The 16,991-nt window shown below is 46.8% G+C and carries 11 protein-coding genes; 4 read left to right on the top strand and 7 right to left on the bottom strand.

The window, feature by feature from the left end; genetic code table 11:
- Positions 1–90: 90 nt before the first annotated feature.
- Together AXFE_RS04635 and AXFE_RS04630 are read right to left on the bottom strand one after the other, a co-directional pair.
- Positions 91–1,746: an acyl-CoA dehydrogenase family protein gene (locus AXFE_RS04635; RefSeq protein ID WP_052604716.1), complete on the bottom strand. Its 1,656-nt coding sequence runs from the start codon at positions 1,744–1,746 to the stop codon at positions 91–93.
- Positions 1,747–1,858: 112 nt separating this feature from the next.
- Positions 1,859–3,022, bottom strand: a complete 1,164-nt coding sequence (locus AXFE_RS04630) for an acyl-CoA dehydrogenase family protein (RefSeq protein ID WP_052604715.1) — start codon at positions 3,020–3,022, stop codon at positions 1,859–1,861.
- A gap of 141 nt (positions 3,023–3,163) precedes the next feature.
- Here AXFE_RS04630 and AXFE_RS04625 point away from each other — a divergent pair, with 141 nt between their 5' ends.
- The 3 genes from AXFE_RS04625 (at position 3,164) to AXFE_RS04615 (ending at position 7,284) form a co-directional block, all read left to right on the top strand.
- Positions 3,164–4,735 (top strand): acyl-CoA synthetase, encoded by a 1,572-nt coding sequence (locus tag AXFE_RS04625; RefSeq protein WP_200891186.1) that lies wholly within the window; start codon positions 3,164–3,166, stop codon positions 4,733–4,735.
- Positions 4,736–4,998: 263 nt separating this feature from the next.
- On the top strand, positions 4,999–6,012 hold the full coding sequence (locus AXFE_RS21200) for a transglycosylase family protein (RefSeq protein WP_052604713.1): 1,014 nt from the start codon (positions 4,999–5,001) through the stop codon (positions 6,010–6,012).
- 399 nt (positions 6,013–6,411) lie between these two features.
- Positions 6,412–7,284 (top strand): MIP/aquaporin family protein, encoded by an 873-nt coding sequence (locus AXFE_RS04615; protein WP_082058478.1) that lies wholly within the window; start codon positions 6,412–6,414, stop codon positions 7,282–7,284.
- Between the two features lie 98 nt (positions 7,285–7,382).
- On the opposite strand, the gene AXFE_RS04610 is transcribed toward AXFE_RS04615, so the two are convergent.
- The 5 genes from AXFE_RS04610 to AXFE_RS04590 all read right to left on the bottom strand — a co-directional run bounded on the left by AXFE_RS04610 (position 7,383) and on the right by AXFE_RS04590 (position 14,649).
- Positions 7,383–8,915: an acyl-CoA carboxylase subunit beta gene (locus AXFE_RS04610; protein ID WP_052604712.1), complete on the bottom strand. Its 1,533-nt coding sequence runs from the start codon at positions 8,913–8,915 to the stop codon at positions 7,383–7,385.
- A gap of 258 nt (positions 8,916–9,173) precedes the next feature.
- Positions 9,174–10,388 carry an acyl-CoA dehydrogenase family protein gene (locus AXFE_RS04605; protein WP_052604711.1) on the bottom strand — a complete coding sequence of 405 codons (1,215 nt, stop codon included), beginning with the start codon at positions 10,386–10,388 and terminating at the stop codon, positions 9,174–9,176.
- Positions 10,389–10,550: 162 nt separating this feature from the next.
- Positions 10,551–11,429, bottom strand: a complete 879-nt coding sequence (locus AXFE_RS04600; protein WP_052604710.1) for an ImmA/IrrE family metallo-endopeptidase — start codon at positions 11,427–11,429, stop codon at positions 10,551–10,553.
- Between the two features lie 973 nt (positions 11,430–12,402).
- Positions 12,403–12,786, bottom strand: a complete 384-nt coding sequence (locus AXFE_RS04595) for a PPOX class F420-dependent oxidoreductase (protein ID WP_052604709.1) — start codon at positions 12,784–12,786, stop codon at positions 12,403–12,405.
- Between the two features lie 570 nt (positions 12,787–13,356).
- Positions 13,357–14,649 carry an alkyl sulfatase dimerization domain-containing protein gene (locus AXFE_RS04590; protein WP_052604708.1) on the bottom strand — a complete coding sequence of 431 codons (1,293 nt, stop codon included), beginning with the start codon at positions 14,647–14,649 and terminating at the stop codon, positions 13,357–13,359.
- 1,073 nt (positions 14,650–15,722) lie between these two features.
- Here AXFE_RS04590 and AXFE_RS04580 point away from each other — a divergent pair.
- A complete protein-coding gene (locus AXFE_RS04580; protein ID WP_052604706.1) occupies positions 15,723–16,103 on the top strand; it encodes a hypothetical protein in 381 nt (126 codons plus the stop codon).
- Positions 16,104–16,991 lie beyond the last annotated feature (888 nt).

The following is a 16,991-nucleotide window of genomic DNA, read 5'->3' as shown; positions in this document are numbered from 1 at the left end:
AATTAACATTATTTACTGTAGGATATGCAAATTTAGATCTAGGTCCATGACCACTATTAGAAACCGCCAAGACGGGAGCCGTAGTGTATTTCAATAGATTATATTGTCCTCGGGAAAGAATTCGTCGATGAACTTCTTTGGATTATCAAAGCGATCCAATGTTCCAAATATTGAGCCAGAGTAAGTCGGGGAAAGTCGGGAGTTACAGTAAAGCTCAGCGATTGCCGGCGGTGCGTACTCTAACATGACTGATCCTTGGAGCAATTTGGCCATGTATTCCACCATTGATCGAGCACGCCATTGGATGTCATCCCCATTTGTAAGCATCTTTAGCAGGTTGTTGAATGCGGCGTCGAATGTTTCTACATTTCCTAGTTGGGGTCTACATTCGTCGATTAGCGCATTGGTGGCGGCGTCATCTTTTTCCATTGCCCGTAAAGTGTCGAGTGCATTCACGTTCCCCGACCCTTCCCAGATGCCATTGAGCGGTGATTCGCGAAACATCCGAGCGATTGGTGCTTCTTCAACGTACCCACTTCCACCAATGCATTCGAGAGCTTCAGCAATCAAGGCTGGTTCTCGTTTGCAGACATAGAACTTTCCTAGCGCAACCCCGATCCTTCTAAGCGCTGCTTCCTCGGGATTATGCAAGGCTAGGTCGTCCGCGAGTGCAAGTCTCATCGAGAGGAGCGTTGCAGCGCTAGATTCCAGTGCCATGTCTGAGAGGACGTTTAGCATTAGATCTTTCTCGATTAATTGTGTTCCAAAGGCGGCTCGATGCCTTGTGTGATGAATGGCCTGCGCTACACCAAAGTGAATCTGACCAGCCGAACCAATCATCGAGTCCAATCGACAGTGGCCAACCATATCGATAATTGTCTTTACTCCTCGAACTTCTTCACCAACTAAGTATGCATGCGCGTTTAGGAACTCAATTTCACTGGACGCATTCGATCGATTGCCGATCTTGTCTTTTAGACGCTGAACCAAAAGTCGATTCAATGTTCCGTCGGGCAGAACTCTAGGGATCAAAAAGGCACTGAGCCCTTCGTCGGTTTGGGCTAAAGTTAGGAAGATATCGGACATGGGAGCAGATACAAACCATTTGTGACCTGTAACGTACCAGAATCCTCTCTTTGTATTTTCGGCGTGGGTCGTGTTGGCGCGTACATCGCTTCCACCTTGTTTTTCGGTCATTGCCATACCGCAGGTGAGCGAGGTTTTTGTCTGCCAAGAGCCCAAGTCTGGTTGATATGTGGGCTCTCGAAGCTTTTCGACAATATCTCTGAATTCGGAGCCACATTTATCTAGAACCGGAACACTTGCATAAGTCATTGATATTGGACAGCAATGGCCGAGCTCTACTTCAGAAGCGAGATACAAGAGAGCGCCACGGCGCAGATGACTATTTGAACCATTGGGAGTTGGATAGTTTGCCATACCCGCTCTGATGGATTGCTCCATGAACTGATGGTAAGCAGGATGGAAGTCGATTCTATCTATCCGATTTCCAATTCGATCGTAGCTCTTCAACACTGGCGAATAAGCGTTGGCCAGACGTGCAAGTTCAAACGTTTCTCCGCGACCGAGCCAGCTCGCGTAGTCAACAATTGAGTCATCTCTTGGAATATGGTTTCGAACAAAGTTGGCTAAGAGCGGATTCGTGAGGAAGACGTTGTAGTCCTCCATTGGCGGAACTTGGTTTGTAACAGTGTGAGTCGGGTAGTTGTGTTCTCTCGTGTTCATTATTCTTCCTTGCATCTGGTAGTGGGAGTGGATCGCGCGGTAGTTGTAAGAATTCCTGTTACTTGCTCCTTCGCGCGACTTGCTAACTCTTTAGTAGTGGGTTCGAGGGTCGTCAAATTTGAAGTTGCTTGGCGATGATCTCATTCATGATCTCATTTGTTCCTCCACCAATTCCCATTATTCGTCCATCTCGATAGTGTCGTTCGATCTCGTTTTCGCGCATGTAGCCCATTCCGCCATGGAGTTGAAGTGCCTGGTTTATTATCGCCTCCATGGCATATACCGCGGTATTTTTTGCCATAGCGACTTCCATTATGACCTTTTCTCCATTTACGTATCTGATAGCGGTGTCATAGAGAAACGTTCGGGCTACCGTGTACTGCCGTTGCATCTCGGCTAGTTTTTGTCGAGTTAACTGCATTTTTGAGAGTTCGGTTCCGAATACCTTTCGATTTTGAACCCAAGTCATGGTCAGGTCAATACATCGCTTTGCGCTGGCTAACGCTTGGCTAGCCATAGAGAGGCGTTCGGTGGCAAAGTTCGCCATGATAGCGCTAAATCCGCTACCTTCCTCGCCGATGAGGTTTTTGCTAGTTACAATCACGTTGGAAAATGAGAGTTCAGCGGTGTCGGAGCAGTGCCATCCTAATTTTTCTAGTTTTCTAGTTACAGTGAAACCCTCTGTACCTTTTTCGACCACGACTAAGGAGATCCCTTTGTGGCCGAGAGTAGGAGATGTCTTTAGGGCGACAACCACAAAGTCAGCTCGGTAGCCTGAAGTGATGTAGGTCTTGGCGCCATTGATCAAAAATCTGTCGCCATCTCTCGTCGCTGAAGTCGTTATTGCAGCTACATCTGATCCTGCATTGGGTTCGGTGATCGCTAAGGAGCCAATTAGATCGCCGCTCATCGTTGGCTTGGCATACTTTTCGATTAAATATTGATCATTCGAGGCAATGATATGTGGGATTGCTATTCCCAGGGTTAGAAGGGCAGCACAGATGCCACTCGATCCACCACTTTGGATGATAGCCTCTGAGACGATCATCGAGTCGATTATGTTGCCGATTCCCCCTACGTTTTGCGGAAACCCTACGCTGAGAATACCTAGTTCAGCTGCTTTTTTATGGAGCGATCGTGGAACCTCGCCTTGGTCTTCCCAACCCTCGATATTAGGTACAATGTATTCTTTCGTAAATCTAGCGACCATCTGATAGAGCATTTGACGCTCTTGCGATCGGATGGTCAGGAGGCTTTCTGGTATTTTTGTCTGCATCTCAAAGATCGCCTTTTAGGTTCGAATATTTCAGTCAATCGACAACTTGTGAACTGATTTTGCGTTGCATTCAAATTGACAAATCGTTTATTGATAAGCTCATGTTATCTCAGGTCGATGATGGAATGTGAAGGATAACAAATGAGTACATTCGTTATGGGTGAATGGATCAGCCGTCGAGCTCATATTGAGGGTGATCGCATTGCGTTGATGAGCAAGACCCGACGTCTTAGTTATAAGGACTTTGAAGCACGAACCAATCAGGTTGCAAATGCACTATACGCGGCTGGCGTTCGGCCATACGACAGGGTGGCACTTCTGAGTCTAAATAGTGTGGAGTTTCTAGAGATAGTCTTTGGGGTGGCGAAACTTGGTGCGATAGCGGTGCCTATTAATTTTCGATTGTCGTCCCAGGAGGTCGCCTACATCCTCTTTGACTCAGGTGCGACAACATTGTTCTATAGCTCTCAGCTTGAAGAGGTGGCAGTGACTGCATGTGAGGCCGAGGGCGTTCACGTACGACGAACTATTTCAATAGGGCAACCTTCATCAGGAGCGAGCGATCTAGTAGCCTCTGACGTAATGGCCTTTGAGGACTTTGTTTCAAAGGGCTCAGTCGATCCATATCCATCCCAAGTACTCATCGACGACGTGGCAATGATTATGTACACCTCGGGTACCACAGGTCGGCCTAAAGGAGCGATGCTTACTCACTCCAATATGACATGGAATGCGATCAACCTGCTAGGGGGCCTTGATGGAGTCTCTCATAATGATATAACTGTCACCTCAGCACCGCTCTTTCACATCGGAGGGCTTGGCGTCTTTTGCCTACCTTTGATCTACATTGGGGCTACCAACTACATCCAGGAGAGCTTCGATCCAAATGAAACACTTCGTCTTCTTGAAGAGTTTAAAGCTACCTGTCTTTTTATGGTGCCTGCGATGTGGGCGGCGCTATCTAGGGTCGCTGATTTTGATTCTTATGACTTGAGCTCTCTTCGCTTTGGAGTCTCCGGCGGTGCTCCTTGTCCATTACCAGTTATTGACTTCTTTATCGACCACAGCGTTTCGTTTTTAGAGGGGTTTGGGATGACCGAGACCTCTCCAATGGTCTCGGTGCTTTCGAGTGATCAAATTCGCCTTCGTGCGGGATCGATTGGACGAGTGGTCATGCACGTGGATGCCAAGATAGTGGGAGAGCAGGGAGAACTACTTTCGCCAGGAGTAGTTGGTGAACTTTGTGTGAGAGGCCCGAATATCTTTAAGGGATATTGGGGTTTGGGTTTAGCTACCAAAGAAGCAATTGTTGATGGGTGGTTTCATACCGGAGATCTTGGCAAGATGGACGAAGAGGGGTTCATCACCCTGGTCGATCGTAAAAAGGACATGATCATCTCCGGTGGCGAAAATGTCTATCCAATAGAAGTCGAACAAGTGCTATTTCGCCATGAGGCGATCATGGATGTGGCTGTAATTGGTGTGCCCGATGATAAGTGGGGCGAAACTGTCGCCGCGATTGTGGTTCTGGCTGACGGTTTTGAGTGCACTTCTTCGGAGATAATTGATTTTGCTAGGTCAAAGATGGCTCGATACAAAGCGCCAACGATAATTTATTTTGTGGATGCTTTGCCCCGAAATGCCACTGGTAAAGTGCTAAAGCGAACGCTAAGAGGCGACTTCACCGGAACTTCTTCTTCGGTATTAAGATAGCTAGTTCAGGTCAGTGGAACTTATTTGTTTTAGCTAGAGCCTCCCTTATCTAAATCCAGGGGAGGTTTTAGCTGGTGAATTGTAACGATCCGCTATGGATACTTTTATTTCCTAAGGGCTGCATGGGTATTTTCTTATAGCATTATGATTTTGATTAGTTTATTGGTTTGGACAAGCCGGTGCGTTGGCACAATAGTGGCTGATGTGTTTGATGAGAGCATCACGGAGTATCTACGGTTCACAAGTGAATGATAAGTAGTCAAATGAAGCTTGCCGGACGCGTTACAGTCTCCGTAGTAGGTATTATTCTTTATGTAACGCCTTTTGTCTTTGTCGATTCGGCATATGGCATCTCCAAGTCGTCTCTACAAGCTGAGGCCTCGCAACTTGCTACTACTATTGCGGATCAAAGTAGCCAGATTCACACCCTTTCCATTGCGCATCTTCAAGCTGTAGCTGAGTTGTCCACTGTGAACGCTCAGCTCAAAGGTGACGAACGGCGGCTCGCAACGGCCCAAGCGAATGTGGAAAAGCACAAAGCCCTATTATCTAAGATTGCCATAAGCCAATATATGAACCTCTCGGGAATCACCGATATTTTTACAGAATTATCCATGTCGCAAAGTGAGTATGTCGCTCGTATTGAGTTTGAGCGTGTTATGGGACTTGACGTAAGTACCGCAATCTTCTCTTACAACTCCGCTCTTCGTACGCTGAGTGGCGACTTGGCTAGCGCGAAGGCTGCGCAGGATGCGGCCACAACTGCTAAGGCGAGGATCGATGCTTCAGAGAGTAGCCTCTTGGCTGCGGTTTCTAGTGAACAATCGACGTTGGCTTCAGTGAATTCACAAATTTCCAATCTCGTTCAACAACAGATCGCCCAGAGGCTAGCCCTAGAACTTCAAGCCAAAAGGGTAGTTTCGGCCCATAACGCCCAGAGCTCCCAGGGGGCGCCGACCTCTAGTGGCCTATCGAGTGTTTCGAGCGGTGCTGGAAGGGGTGCTGGCGTTTCAAATTGGGGAGGTCATCCAGCACCGATATCTGCTGCTTCGCTTGCCGCATTGCGACGGTGCGAATCTGGAGGAAACTATCAAGATAATACGGGTAATGGTTATTTTGGCGCCTATCAATTCTCTATTTCAACTTGGCATAGCCTTGGATTTCCAGGAATACCATCCGATGCATCTCCCGCTACACAGGACCAAGCGGCTTCAATCTTGGCTCGAAATGGCTGGTATTCATGGCCGGAATGTTCTTTGGTGTTAGGCTTGAACTAGAAGTAGATGGCCGCTTTAGCTTCGGGTGATTGATTTTGGCCATTGCCCAAGAGTAAGGTCTTCTTGGAAGTGCAAGTTTCAACGGATCTCTAATCTCAAAGGAATTGTCCAGTGTTAAGGGTTTGATCTGGATTTGCATTTTAGAGATCGTTTGTTTTTCGCATGAATTTTGTCGATCCTGTTAGTGCTTTAGAGACGGTGTAATTTTTGAAAGGTAGCCATTCCCGGCAGAGAAGTCTCCTCTAAGATGGTTTAGCTGATGCTATATCTTTCGATCATTTTGATTTTTGGGATCGAGTCGCTATCTTCTTGTTGTATCTCGCTCTCATTGGTGGTTTGGCTTGTGGCACTTTTTATTTGGTGGAATTCGAGCAACTCAGATTATGAAAGGTGTTTGATATGACGAAGAAAGTCCCCGAGATATCGTCTTCTCCTTCGGCAAATGCAATTGAAGGCCAGATGGTTTTTAACAAGCATCGCGCCATTTGGGAATTTGACTTCAATAACTTGGCCTTTGAGTGGCGCCGAATCGCGGCTGAATTGGTAGGCACCTTTCTTTTGGTCACCGTCGCTGCCGGCGGCAGTGTTGTGAGTGCTATATCGCATGGGGCCATTTCGAGAGGTGCGGACGTTATAGCTCCGGGTTTGATGGTGACGGCGATAATTCTTTTTATGGGAACGATCTCTGGGGCCCATCTGAATCCAATTGTCACAATTGCCTTTGCTCTGCGTCGGGAATTTCCTATCAAGAGGATTCCTGCTTATTTTGCCGCTCAGATTGCCGGGGCTCTCCTGGCGGGTTGGTTTTTAGATGCCACCTTGGGCAACCATGGGAATTTGGGCATGACGTTGCCTGGGCATAACATTACTGATTTTCAGGCTGGTTCGATGGAGGTGTTTCTTACCTTTGGATTGATCTCTACGATATTGGGAACGTCCTCAGGTGCTCAAAACGTCGGTGGACTTTCGGCTCTGGCGGTTGGTGGTTATATTGCTTTGGCTGGCCTGTGGGCCTCGCCAATCAGCGGTGCATCGATGAATCCCGTTCGAACATTGGGACCAGCGGTCTTTGAAGGAAACTACTCTCACATTTGGGTCTATATCGTTGGTCCGCTAGTTGGTAGTCTTCTTGGAGTTGTCTTTGCATTTATATTGAGAGGTCGCGGGGGTGACCTTAAAGCCTCAATGGCGGCTCAAGGAATCCTAGGTGAGCTTGTAACGGATGCAAAGGGTCACCACACCAGCGCCCCGTCATCAGATGAGGCGCAATAGGAATGTTTCTCTTCCGGGTTCGATGCGGTTGACTGCGATCAAAAAGGGGATCGGGCTAACGCTAATCATCAATTGATAATTTAATTACCTTTTATGGGCTAGATGATTGTGCCATGGCGACGAGTTGGCCGTAGCGTGACCTTATTCTGATAAAGGTCCAAATAGTGACAAAGTTGGCTTCGGAGCTCGCTTGGAATTATTAACTCATCTACAACCATTTCACCCGCCAACTGATAGATGTTGTAGCTCTCCTTGTACTCCTGACGCAGGCGTAGGGTCTCCGCCTTTCGTTCCTCTGGATCAGCAATCGCTGCTAGCTTGTTGAAATAGACGGCATTTACGGCTGCCTCTGGTCCCATTACTGCAATTTCTGCAGATGGAAGCGCTAAGGTAACATCGGGATCGTAAGCAGGACCAGACATAGCATAGATTCCTGCCCCATAGGATTTGCGAACGATTACACAGATTCGTGGCACTGTAGCGCTAGATGTGGCGAAGATAAACTTGCGTCCGCGCTTTAGGATTCCAGCCCTCTCAACTGCGCTTCCGACCATGAAGCCTGGTGTGTCAACCAGGTAGACCAGGGGAATTTGGTAGGCGTCACAGAGCCAAACGAACTCGGCTCCCTTGTCTGATGACTCGGGGAAGATGGTGCCACCTTTTACAGCGGGATTGTTCGCTACAATTCCGACAGCTCTTCCATCGATTCTGGCGAATCCAACGCAAAGCTCTTTCGCATAGTGCGCTTTGACCTCCAAGAAGCTATCTGCATCCACGAAGGCATCGATTAGATCTCTTATTTGATAGGGACGATTCGGATCGTCAGGAATTATGTCATCGATCTCATCTGGGCTTCGACTCGGGAGTTTGGCGGGGCGAAGCGGGGTCTTTTCTTCACATGAAGAGGGAAGGTACTCAAAGATCGCTCTTACGATATCAGCTGCTTCGACCTCGGTCTTGGCGATGAAATCTACTGAGCCAGATACCTCAGCGTGCATCTTGGCACCACCTAGTTCTTGAGGAGATAGCTTTTGTCCTATCGCCATTTCAACCATACGAGGTGATGCGATGGCCATAGCTGCATCTTCCATCATAACTAAGAGGTCGCAAAAGACAGGAGTGTAAGCGGTGCCAGCAAAGCAGGTGCCGTATAATACGCCGACCTGAGGTATGAAACCAGACATTATCGAATGGAGGTAAAAGAGCTGTCCTCCGCCTTTTTTATCCACGTGATGGCCAGCCGTCTCGTCAATTCGAGCGCCGGATGAGTCTACTAGATAGAGTATTGGACGTTTTGCTCTAATGGCGGACTCTTGTGCGCGAATTAACTTTTCACCGTGGTATTTGCCAATCGAACCTGCCTTTACGCTGTAGTCGCTAGCAGTAAATATGATCTTGGTCCCCGAGACTGTCGCGCTTCCGGTCACAACTCCATCACAGGCAAGCTCTTCTTCGAAGTTGCGCGCCATCGTTCCAACTTCGGCTTCAACATTTTGATTATCGAAGAAAAGTTTGAGCCTATCTCTTACAAATAGTCGATTTGATTCGACCAGCTTTGCGTGACCTCGCGGTGGTCCACCAGCTTTTACTCGTTCGATAGCGCGCAATAGACGCTCTTGCCGGTTGCCCATATCGGTAACCCCTTTTATCTATTTTGATCAATTGATCGGATGATTGGTCCTGAAAGTTGTTTGAGTTATTTAGGTCTAAACCTCGAGCGCCGTAGCTCCTTAGGACTTTCAAAACCACCAATACCTTATTTACTAATAAATCATATTTCACCGAACAAGCAAATCCCAGACTTGAAAGTCCGTGGTTGCCTGTTGGATATCGCGAGCGCACTTTTACTGACTTTTTTGGAGGTCTTTGGCTCTAGGTTTTAAATCTTTCTAATATGAGCGAGGTAGGCCAAGGTCGTGTTCGGCTATAAAGTTGAGAACCATCTCATTATTTATCGGTGCGGTCTTGGATAGACGTGCTCCGGCTAACATCTGAATTATCATGTTGTCTTCCACGAAACCTCCTCCTCCAAAGGTCTGAATGGCCCGGTCAGCTGCTTCGAAGCAGGTCTCGGATGCAAGATATTTGGCCATATTTGCATAAGTTCCAACGACCGAAGAGGGAGCTTTTTTATCGTAAAGGCTTGCAGCCTGGTAGGTCAGTAGTCGGGCAGCCTCTTGGTTCGTGCGGATTCGCGCTAATGGATGAGCAACCCCTTGGTAGGATCCAATGGGTTGATCCCCAAATACCTTTCGTTCTTTTGCGTATTCGACTGCTTTGGTGACGAAGTAGTCAGTCATCCCCACCGCGAAGGATGCCCCCACTATGCGCTCTGGGTTGAGTGCGTGAAACAAAACTTTTGCTCCGAGATTTTCTTCTCCGATCAACGAATCGGTCGGTATTACACAGTCGTCGAAATGAAGGTGGAATTGCGAGAATCCTTCTATTCCGTATGTGCGCATCTTGTCGAGCTTTAGATTATCTAGATCTGTGGGTATTAGAAATAGCGACAGTCCATATGCCTTTGGCAGGTTGGCGGCCTTGAGATCCGCGATGGAGGTTGTCCGCGCGACAACGAGAAGCTTTTCGGCACGATCAACTCCGGTTATCCAGGCCTTCTCGCCATTTAGGTGGTATCCGTCATCTTCCTTGGTCGCCCTAAGTCTCATATTGAATGAATTCGTTCCAGCGTCAGGCTCGGTTATAGCAAATGCTAGCTTGAGTTCGCCCTGGGCTATTCGCGGAAGCAAGTCGGCTTTTTGGGGCTCCGTGCCACCCTCCATTATTGCTAAGGTATCCATTGTGGTGAGTAAAGCTAGGGTGTTCTCAAGTCCATAGGCGGAAAACCTCTCCATTGCTACGACCATAGCCAGAAGTCCGACCTCTGATCCACCATAATCCTTGGGAATTAAAGTTCCAAAAAGTCCAAGTTTTGCCATCGCTACCATGAGTTCCTCGGGATAGCGTTTCTCTTGGAAGATCTTGCTTAAAAGTTCGTTTTTGCGATCTCCTAAGGAGTCAAGGTAGATGTCGACCGCTTCCGCAACGGCGATGTGCTCGTCATTGAAGAAGGTCGAAGCTAAGCTCGCAGATGATCTGGTCATGTTCCGCCTCGAATATTGTTCTTAAATGTCATGTGAAATCAAGCAAATCATTAGGCAATCAAAGCATTGGTTGTTTTTTCGTTTGGTATCTAACAAAAGATACACTGGCGAATTTGAATGGGTGAGCTAAAAACAAATATCCGGTGTTTTATTGCAAGTGTGTTAGTAGTCTTGGTGTGGATATTCATTTGACCCCACTAACTCTGCAGTGATCTCTCGGGCTGCAGATTGAGATCTTTCCGCGACGCTTATTACGGAATAGAGATCCCCGTTCGACCAGCTAGCTATATATGCAAAACTGTAGTCGTCTGAATCGATTCCAAAGTTAGACATCACAATAAAGGCAGTTGTTTCGGCCTCAATCTCAGCAATAGCCCTAGAGCGAACTCCCTTTTGGTGCAGGATTATGTGGCTGAGTTCATGGGCTAACGTCTTTGCTCGTTGTGTTGGCGGTAGTTCATGGTGGATTACGACTTGACGCAATTTGAAGTCGCTGAGGCCATTTGCGCCCTCTAGATGGCTGTAGATCACCTCAAATCCCCGATTGGCGATGGCTCGCGAGAGCAAGATCACCAATTCAGGCGCTTGTTTGGCAACCATAGTCAACAGCTGAGGAGCTGGCGGTGTTATCTCTGCGCCTACGGTCTGGCTTACGTCGAAGATGGTTACCCATCTAAATCGCGTCACCTTTTTTGGCTCGTCCTCTGCTTGTTCTTCGTAGCGCTCAGCCATTGAAGTTGGATTCTGAGGCTTTGATTTGGCTTCAAAGATCGGTGCCAAAATGGAATAGCCCTTTTCTCCAACCTTGATAGATCTGCCAAGCTTTTGCCAGTTCTTGTAGCCACAGAGATGACTCACTGGCGTGCCTCTGTCCTTGGATTGAATCGATATCAGGACTGCATTTCTAGGGGAGAAATTATTTAAAAGCGCGCTCGCTTTTGCGATATTAGCCCAGTCAGTTTGAGAAATTATCCCGGATACTTCTCGATGAAGCCGCTCTAGGACCGCATTATTTAGATTTGGAGTAGTGGTTATCGTCATCCTTGTTACACCTTGCTATTTGGCATTTGGATTGGCGATGGTTCGCGAGAAGAAGTTGATATGTACGCTGCGCTATTATCTTTGCAAAGTCGTTGATAGACCAGAAGAATTTCTCAACAAACAACGACTATTTCTCGAGATTGTGAAAGTGGTTTTCGCTTTACAGTTGAGGCTATCTGACTCCTGTGACAGCATCGAATGACACGAGCTGAAAGTTTTAAGTTGTAGCGATTTGTAAGAATTGAAAGGTTGAAAAAGATCAGAGCTGTTTTTGATTGGTCAAGTTTGAGAGATATGCCCGAGAGGATCGACGGCTTGATTAACGATTGTACCACATTGGCCGTCGCATTCCGTCACTACGCGAGAGTGGCTTTACGTGCGCGTGTGAGGTCGACGGTGTTTTCTCAAGATGCGAAGATCGATGTGCGGGGCGTTTGGGTTCCATTATCAACATGAGCTATTTGGAATGTAGGATGTAACTGTTTTAGGAAACGAGTTGGATAATGCTGTCAGTTTGGCAAATCTGTGGAACTAACTACCTCTATCGACATGGTATACTCGGTCGATGGAGGTGAACTAACTGAGAATTGCGTCCTTAGCATACACTCAAGCCTTGCGATATATTTATAGAATTACTGTCAAAATATTCCAAAATAGCACTAGATAATTCATAAATAATTATCGATAAATTATGAAACATGGTAATCATTGTTTAGTGGAGCCTTAAGAAATAACTGCTTGTCTCGTAGCTCGTATCAATATTGACTTTAATCATTGAATTTCACAATAATGCTACTTTATAAAGATTACTATACGTTAATATGTTTGTTGTAAAATCGAGGCTGTGAAAGCCAATTTGATGATTTAAATAGCTAGATGAAAGAGTCTAGGTTTGCTCGTGAATTGAACGGACATAGCAATTCGAGGGATTTCACAAAGACTCTTCATCTCACTAAAGCTAAAGGAAAACGCCCTATGAACTGGCGCGCGATGTTGGTCTTACCTTGACGATGACCCGAACTTCCCCAGGGCCTCGGTAAGGGTAGGACTCTTGGTCTAGGTATTTTTTTGCCAGAAAGTCGATGTGCGCGTCGGCGCCTTCCTCGGTCATCTCTGCAACGCCACTTATGCTGATCCAATGGTATGGGTTAGCTGAGTCGACGATACATATGGTGATATTCGGGTCGGCTAAGATATTTCTGTGTTTTACTCGGCCCTTTGACGTATTGAATATCACGTTAGTACCGTCGGTGTCGATCCACACTGGTGTTAACTGCGGCCCCTTTTCTTGGGAATTGGTGCCGATTATGGCGAATTCTTTTCCCTTCAAGAGTGCTATGTCGGATTCGGTAAGCATCGGTTCTCCTTTGAGCAGATTTGCACACTGTATCTAATAGTGATAAATATACTCCGTAGCTGATGGGTTGAGTGGATTTTTGTGCATTCGGACTGTAGATTTTGACAATATTTGTAATACCGTGTGCTCTGAGTGATCTATCTATGTTTCAGTCTGGAAGTTCCTTTCAATGGAGTTAGATTTTTAATTACTGGTTCTTCTAGACTCCCCGTCGTGACGTCTAATTGCTAAGACTTTGTCTCGGGGACGGAGTGATCAATTGAGGCGATTTTACCTTGTGGATTCCATGCTTTTAAAGACGGTAGCACTACCTGGAGAGAGTAGGTTTTGTTGTGCTATTTGACAGTACGCTTTTTGGGTAGCAATATTGTAAGCTTTTTGTGACTAACAAGAGTACTGCTTGACTTATTCGTTGCGGTGAGAGACCCTGTGAGGATGTGGATTCCAGTAACGGTGGATAGTTCCAATCTTTGATACTGACTTCTATTGCTTGATTTCACATGGTCTCCCTATGGTTTTTGACTTTTGTGTTTGTACCTTCTAAGCAGGTATTTGGGCGTTGACTATTGACTAGAGATGGTCTAGTTGAGTGGAGCTTTTATTTTGAAGTGTTTGCGACCGGTCGGTCGCTTCACGGACAGCCCAGGTATAGATGCCCTTTGCCATCAAGGATAGTTCTCTCTCTGATCGACGAAGGTATATAGAAGCGCGTAGGTCTGCGACCTTTTGACTCTCTTTAAGTGAGTTGAATGCTATGTCAATCATCTGGCAGGCGATCCTCATTGATTGATCGTCGGCTTTATAGGAAAGTTCTTCTGCTCTGTCTAGAAATGCGTCAATACTCTGGATTTGAGAGAGAAGTTCAAAGGATAGGGCATCAAGGGATGGCGGTTTTAAATCGCCTGGCTCGCCTTCGTACCACCCACCATACTTGCGCCAAACCGCTCTAATTATGAATTCGGGTTCATCGTATATTGGCTTAAGGTAGGGCAGTTCGAGAAGGTGTGAGGGTGGTCTTAGCGTCTTTATTATCTCCGATAGAATGAGGCCTTCATTCATCATTGCAAGGGTTTGAGATACTATCGACCCAAGCAGTTCGGCTGAATTCAAAAGTGTGGTCTTGATCCTTTCGGCCCCAAAAAGAGGTAGTCCATGACCAGGTATGAGGAGTTCCGCCCCGATCTGGGCCATTTCGATTAGTGACTCTGCCCATTCCTTTGGGTACCGCTGAACCTTTTGAGGATTACCCGCATTTGGCGATACCCAGGTAAAGAGGTCGCCGCATGCAAGCATTTTGGATTCGGGAAACCAACTCATGGTATGGTCGTCAGTCTCTCCCTTGGAATGACTCAGAGCTATGTCGGTATCGCCGACCTTCAACTCCAATGTTTGACGATACTCGCGGTCGGGATAGCGGAAGTCTTTCGGCCACACGAATTTATGATTTTGGAATTGTCGCTTGTTTATTATCTCGTTGAAGCCAGCGCTTTCAATATATCTGTCGAATCGATGCTTGAGGTTCTCATGGGCGATAACCGTGATAGGCCGGCTCTGGTTCGCCTGAAAGACCGGGACTCCAAAGACATGGTCTATATGGCCATGAGAGTAGATTGCGACTTCGAGATCCTTTTTTGACCAGGATCTAACGGCCGCATGGACTTTTTTGGCCAGCCCATACCCTCCTGTGTCGACCATTGTGATTGTCTCTCCGACATCAACAACAGCCACGTTAGCAAAGGAGTGCACGAAGGCAATTCGATCAGTTATTTCATAGATCTGATTATCTGCGGTATTCAAATTTTCAGTTTTGGTATCGTCTATATTTCCTTGCCAAGCGCGCGTCGAGCGTTCCTTGATATCCATTTAACGTCCTTGGGATAGCTGTCTGAGCGATCAGTTTTTCAACGTATTTTTCTTTAATCTTCTCACACTGAATCTTGGCTGATGCATCTAAAGCTAATTTGAACTTCTAACGAGTTGGGGTGGTTAGATACAGTTGATATCGAGCTTTTTAATGACCAAGTCGATCTCTGTCGGTCTACCTTTGCTAATGGGGCTGACTATGAGAAAGTCACTGCTTTTTGGTCCTGCCTAATCTATCTTTTTTTGGCTCGTAGATTCTAGGCCTGCTGCCAAAAACCTTAGCATAACTGCTCAGAGCCTTTAGGCTTATCCGCACGCGTTTGATAGGAGATTTTGGTCTCTTTCAACTCGTGCCCCTTGACGCATCGTTGCGCTGGAGAACGAGCTATTGAGATACCTCGGACTTCCCTATACGGGCTGTAGAGAGTTATCTCTTGATCCGAGCATCTATGTAGCAAGTTCAAAGCAGCGTTGAGGTCGACTTGGAGAACATCCCCGTTTGCACAGTAAAACTTATCTCCCTCACGACTACCTTCCCTTCCCTAGATGTGAGTTCGAGTCCATTTGCGACCTATAGGCTGCATTCACAAGGTCATGCCTTGCTTTGGCCTGTTGTGTTGTGGATTCAAGGGCTTCGACAAGTGTGCCTTTTACCCATGACGACATTCTTCTGGTGTACTTCTTCCAAGACTGTTTCTTGGTGATAGGACAGCTTAGGTCTTTAGAGATCACGACACTAGCTTTGTCTACAACTGAGTGAGCGACCTCCTAGGAAGGAGTTTTCATCGGGAAAGATTGGCGGAATCGACTTTGTGTAATGATCGATGTCGCTCTAGGAGCCAATTGTGCAATTCATAGATCAACTCTTTCGGGTAATATTTTCTGACTCAGAATGCAGTTGCTATGCCTTATCTAGCATTAAGTGTGGAGCTGTCGGAAAAGTACCCGCGGGGAATCTCGTAGGCCAAATCCGTGAGGTGAAGCCGACACTGCCAGCGACAAGGCCCTAAGGGGCCAGACAATAAGGAACCAGGCAGCATGGAGGTAGGCCTAGCTGGGTATGAGCAACATATATGAACTGCTGGTTAAAGATCGTTATTGCAAACAAGCCAAAGTTGCTTATGGGCTTAGACCAAAAGCTATCTGGAACGGTCGAATCATTGTCTTATAGATGCGCGCTGACAATAATTCCGTCCGGTGAAAAGGCAGGCCCTAACCCCAGCGTATGTTATTTCGGTGGAACATTTCTAAGCCGCTATCTCCGCCCAAGCAATTGGGCAAGCCAACTACAAGGAAGGTCGATGGGGATGCGAGCATACGGATTGGTGAAATATTCAATTGGAGGCAAAGCGAAACGCGCGCTTGCAATGAGACGGATACACCTTGAGACATTACCTGGTGAGACGTTACCTGGTGCGGAGCCAAGCAGACTTCTCTGTGGTGCCAAGGTGTGAAATGGTCTTAGTTACGAGACGGTCTTAGTTACGAGACGGTCTTAGTTACGTGATTCATAGAACCTCATAGGCTAGGAAGGCAAATTAACATGGCTAACGCCACAGTGTGGTCCTACTGACGAAACACATTGGGATAAGATCGATCGGTCGGAACTTTAGTAGTAACTTCAGAAGGTCACAAGCCTACGTCGTAAAGGCTATACCTCCATGGCAAATTGGTAACTGTATGACCGGGTCCCGAAAGGGGCCTTCATAAGGCTTGAGCCTAGTGCGATGAAAGTTGCCCGCCAGGATCTTAAGGGGGCACGGCTCGGCAATGAGTCGTGCCTATCCGACTAGGGTCCGGGTTTTGGTGAGATATTAAAAGGTGCGAGCTTCCCAAGGTATCTTTAGTATCGTGCCAATCTTGGAGAGAGCGAAGTTTGCATTGAGCGAAGTTTCTTTTCATAATTAGAGCCGTACCACGGTTGAATTGGAGTCTAAGCTATTTAAAGATAAGCCGCTACCGCAGTTACTTTAGCCAATGCCCCTCGCAAAGACTCGGCTTCGCCATCGCCCTCTGAGAAGTTGATGCAAACTGCCAAGACGCTATTTGACGATATAGAGCACCAGCAACGCGATCAAGGCAATAGTAGAAGAGCGATAGAACAGGACTTCTCGCACTTTCGCGCATATAAATCTCCGCTACTATCTTAAATCTTTGGCCACCATTGAGAATATTAGTGTTTGTTGCATTTGCGATTCGCCTATTTTTGCATTCGCTATTTGATTTGGGCAGGAGAGTATCGGTTTTTTTTGATCGGATCTATTTTTGAGATAAGAGATGCGGCGCTTTTTTCTGATTGGCGTTGTTCAAATTCGAATGGTATCGATTGGTGCAATTGGTAA

The organism is Acidithrix ferrooxidans, from assembly GCF_000949295.1.
Lineage (GTDB): Bacteria > Actinomycetota > Acidimicrobiia > Acidimicrobiales > Acidimicrobiaceae > Acidithrix > Acidithrix ferrooxidans.
Note: the sequence above shows the minus strand (reverse complement) of the source record. Positions and strands in the feature narration are given on the sequence as shown.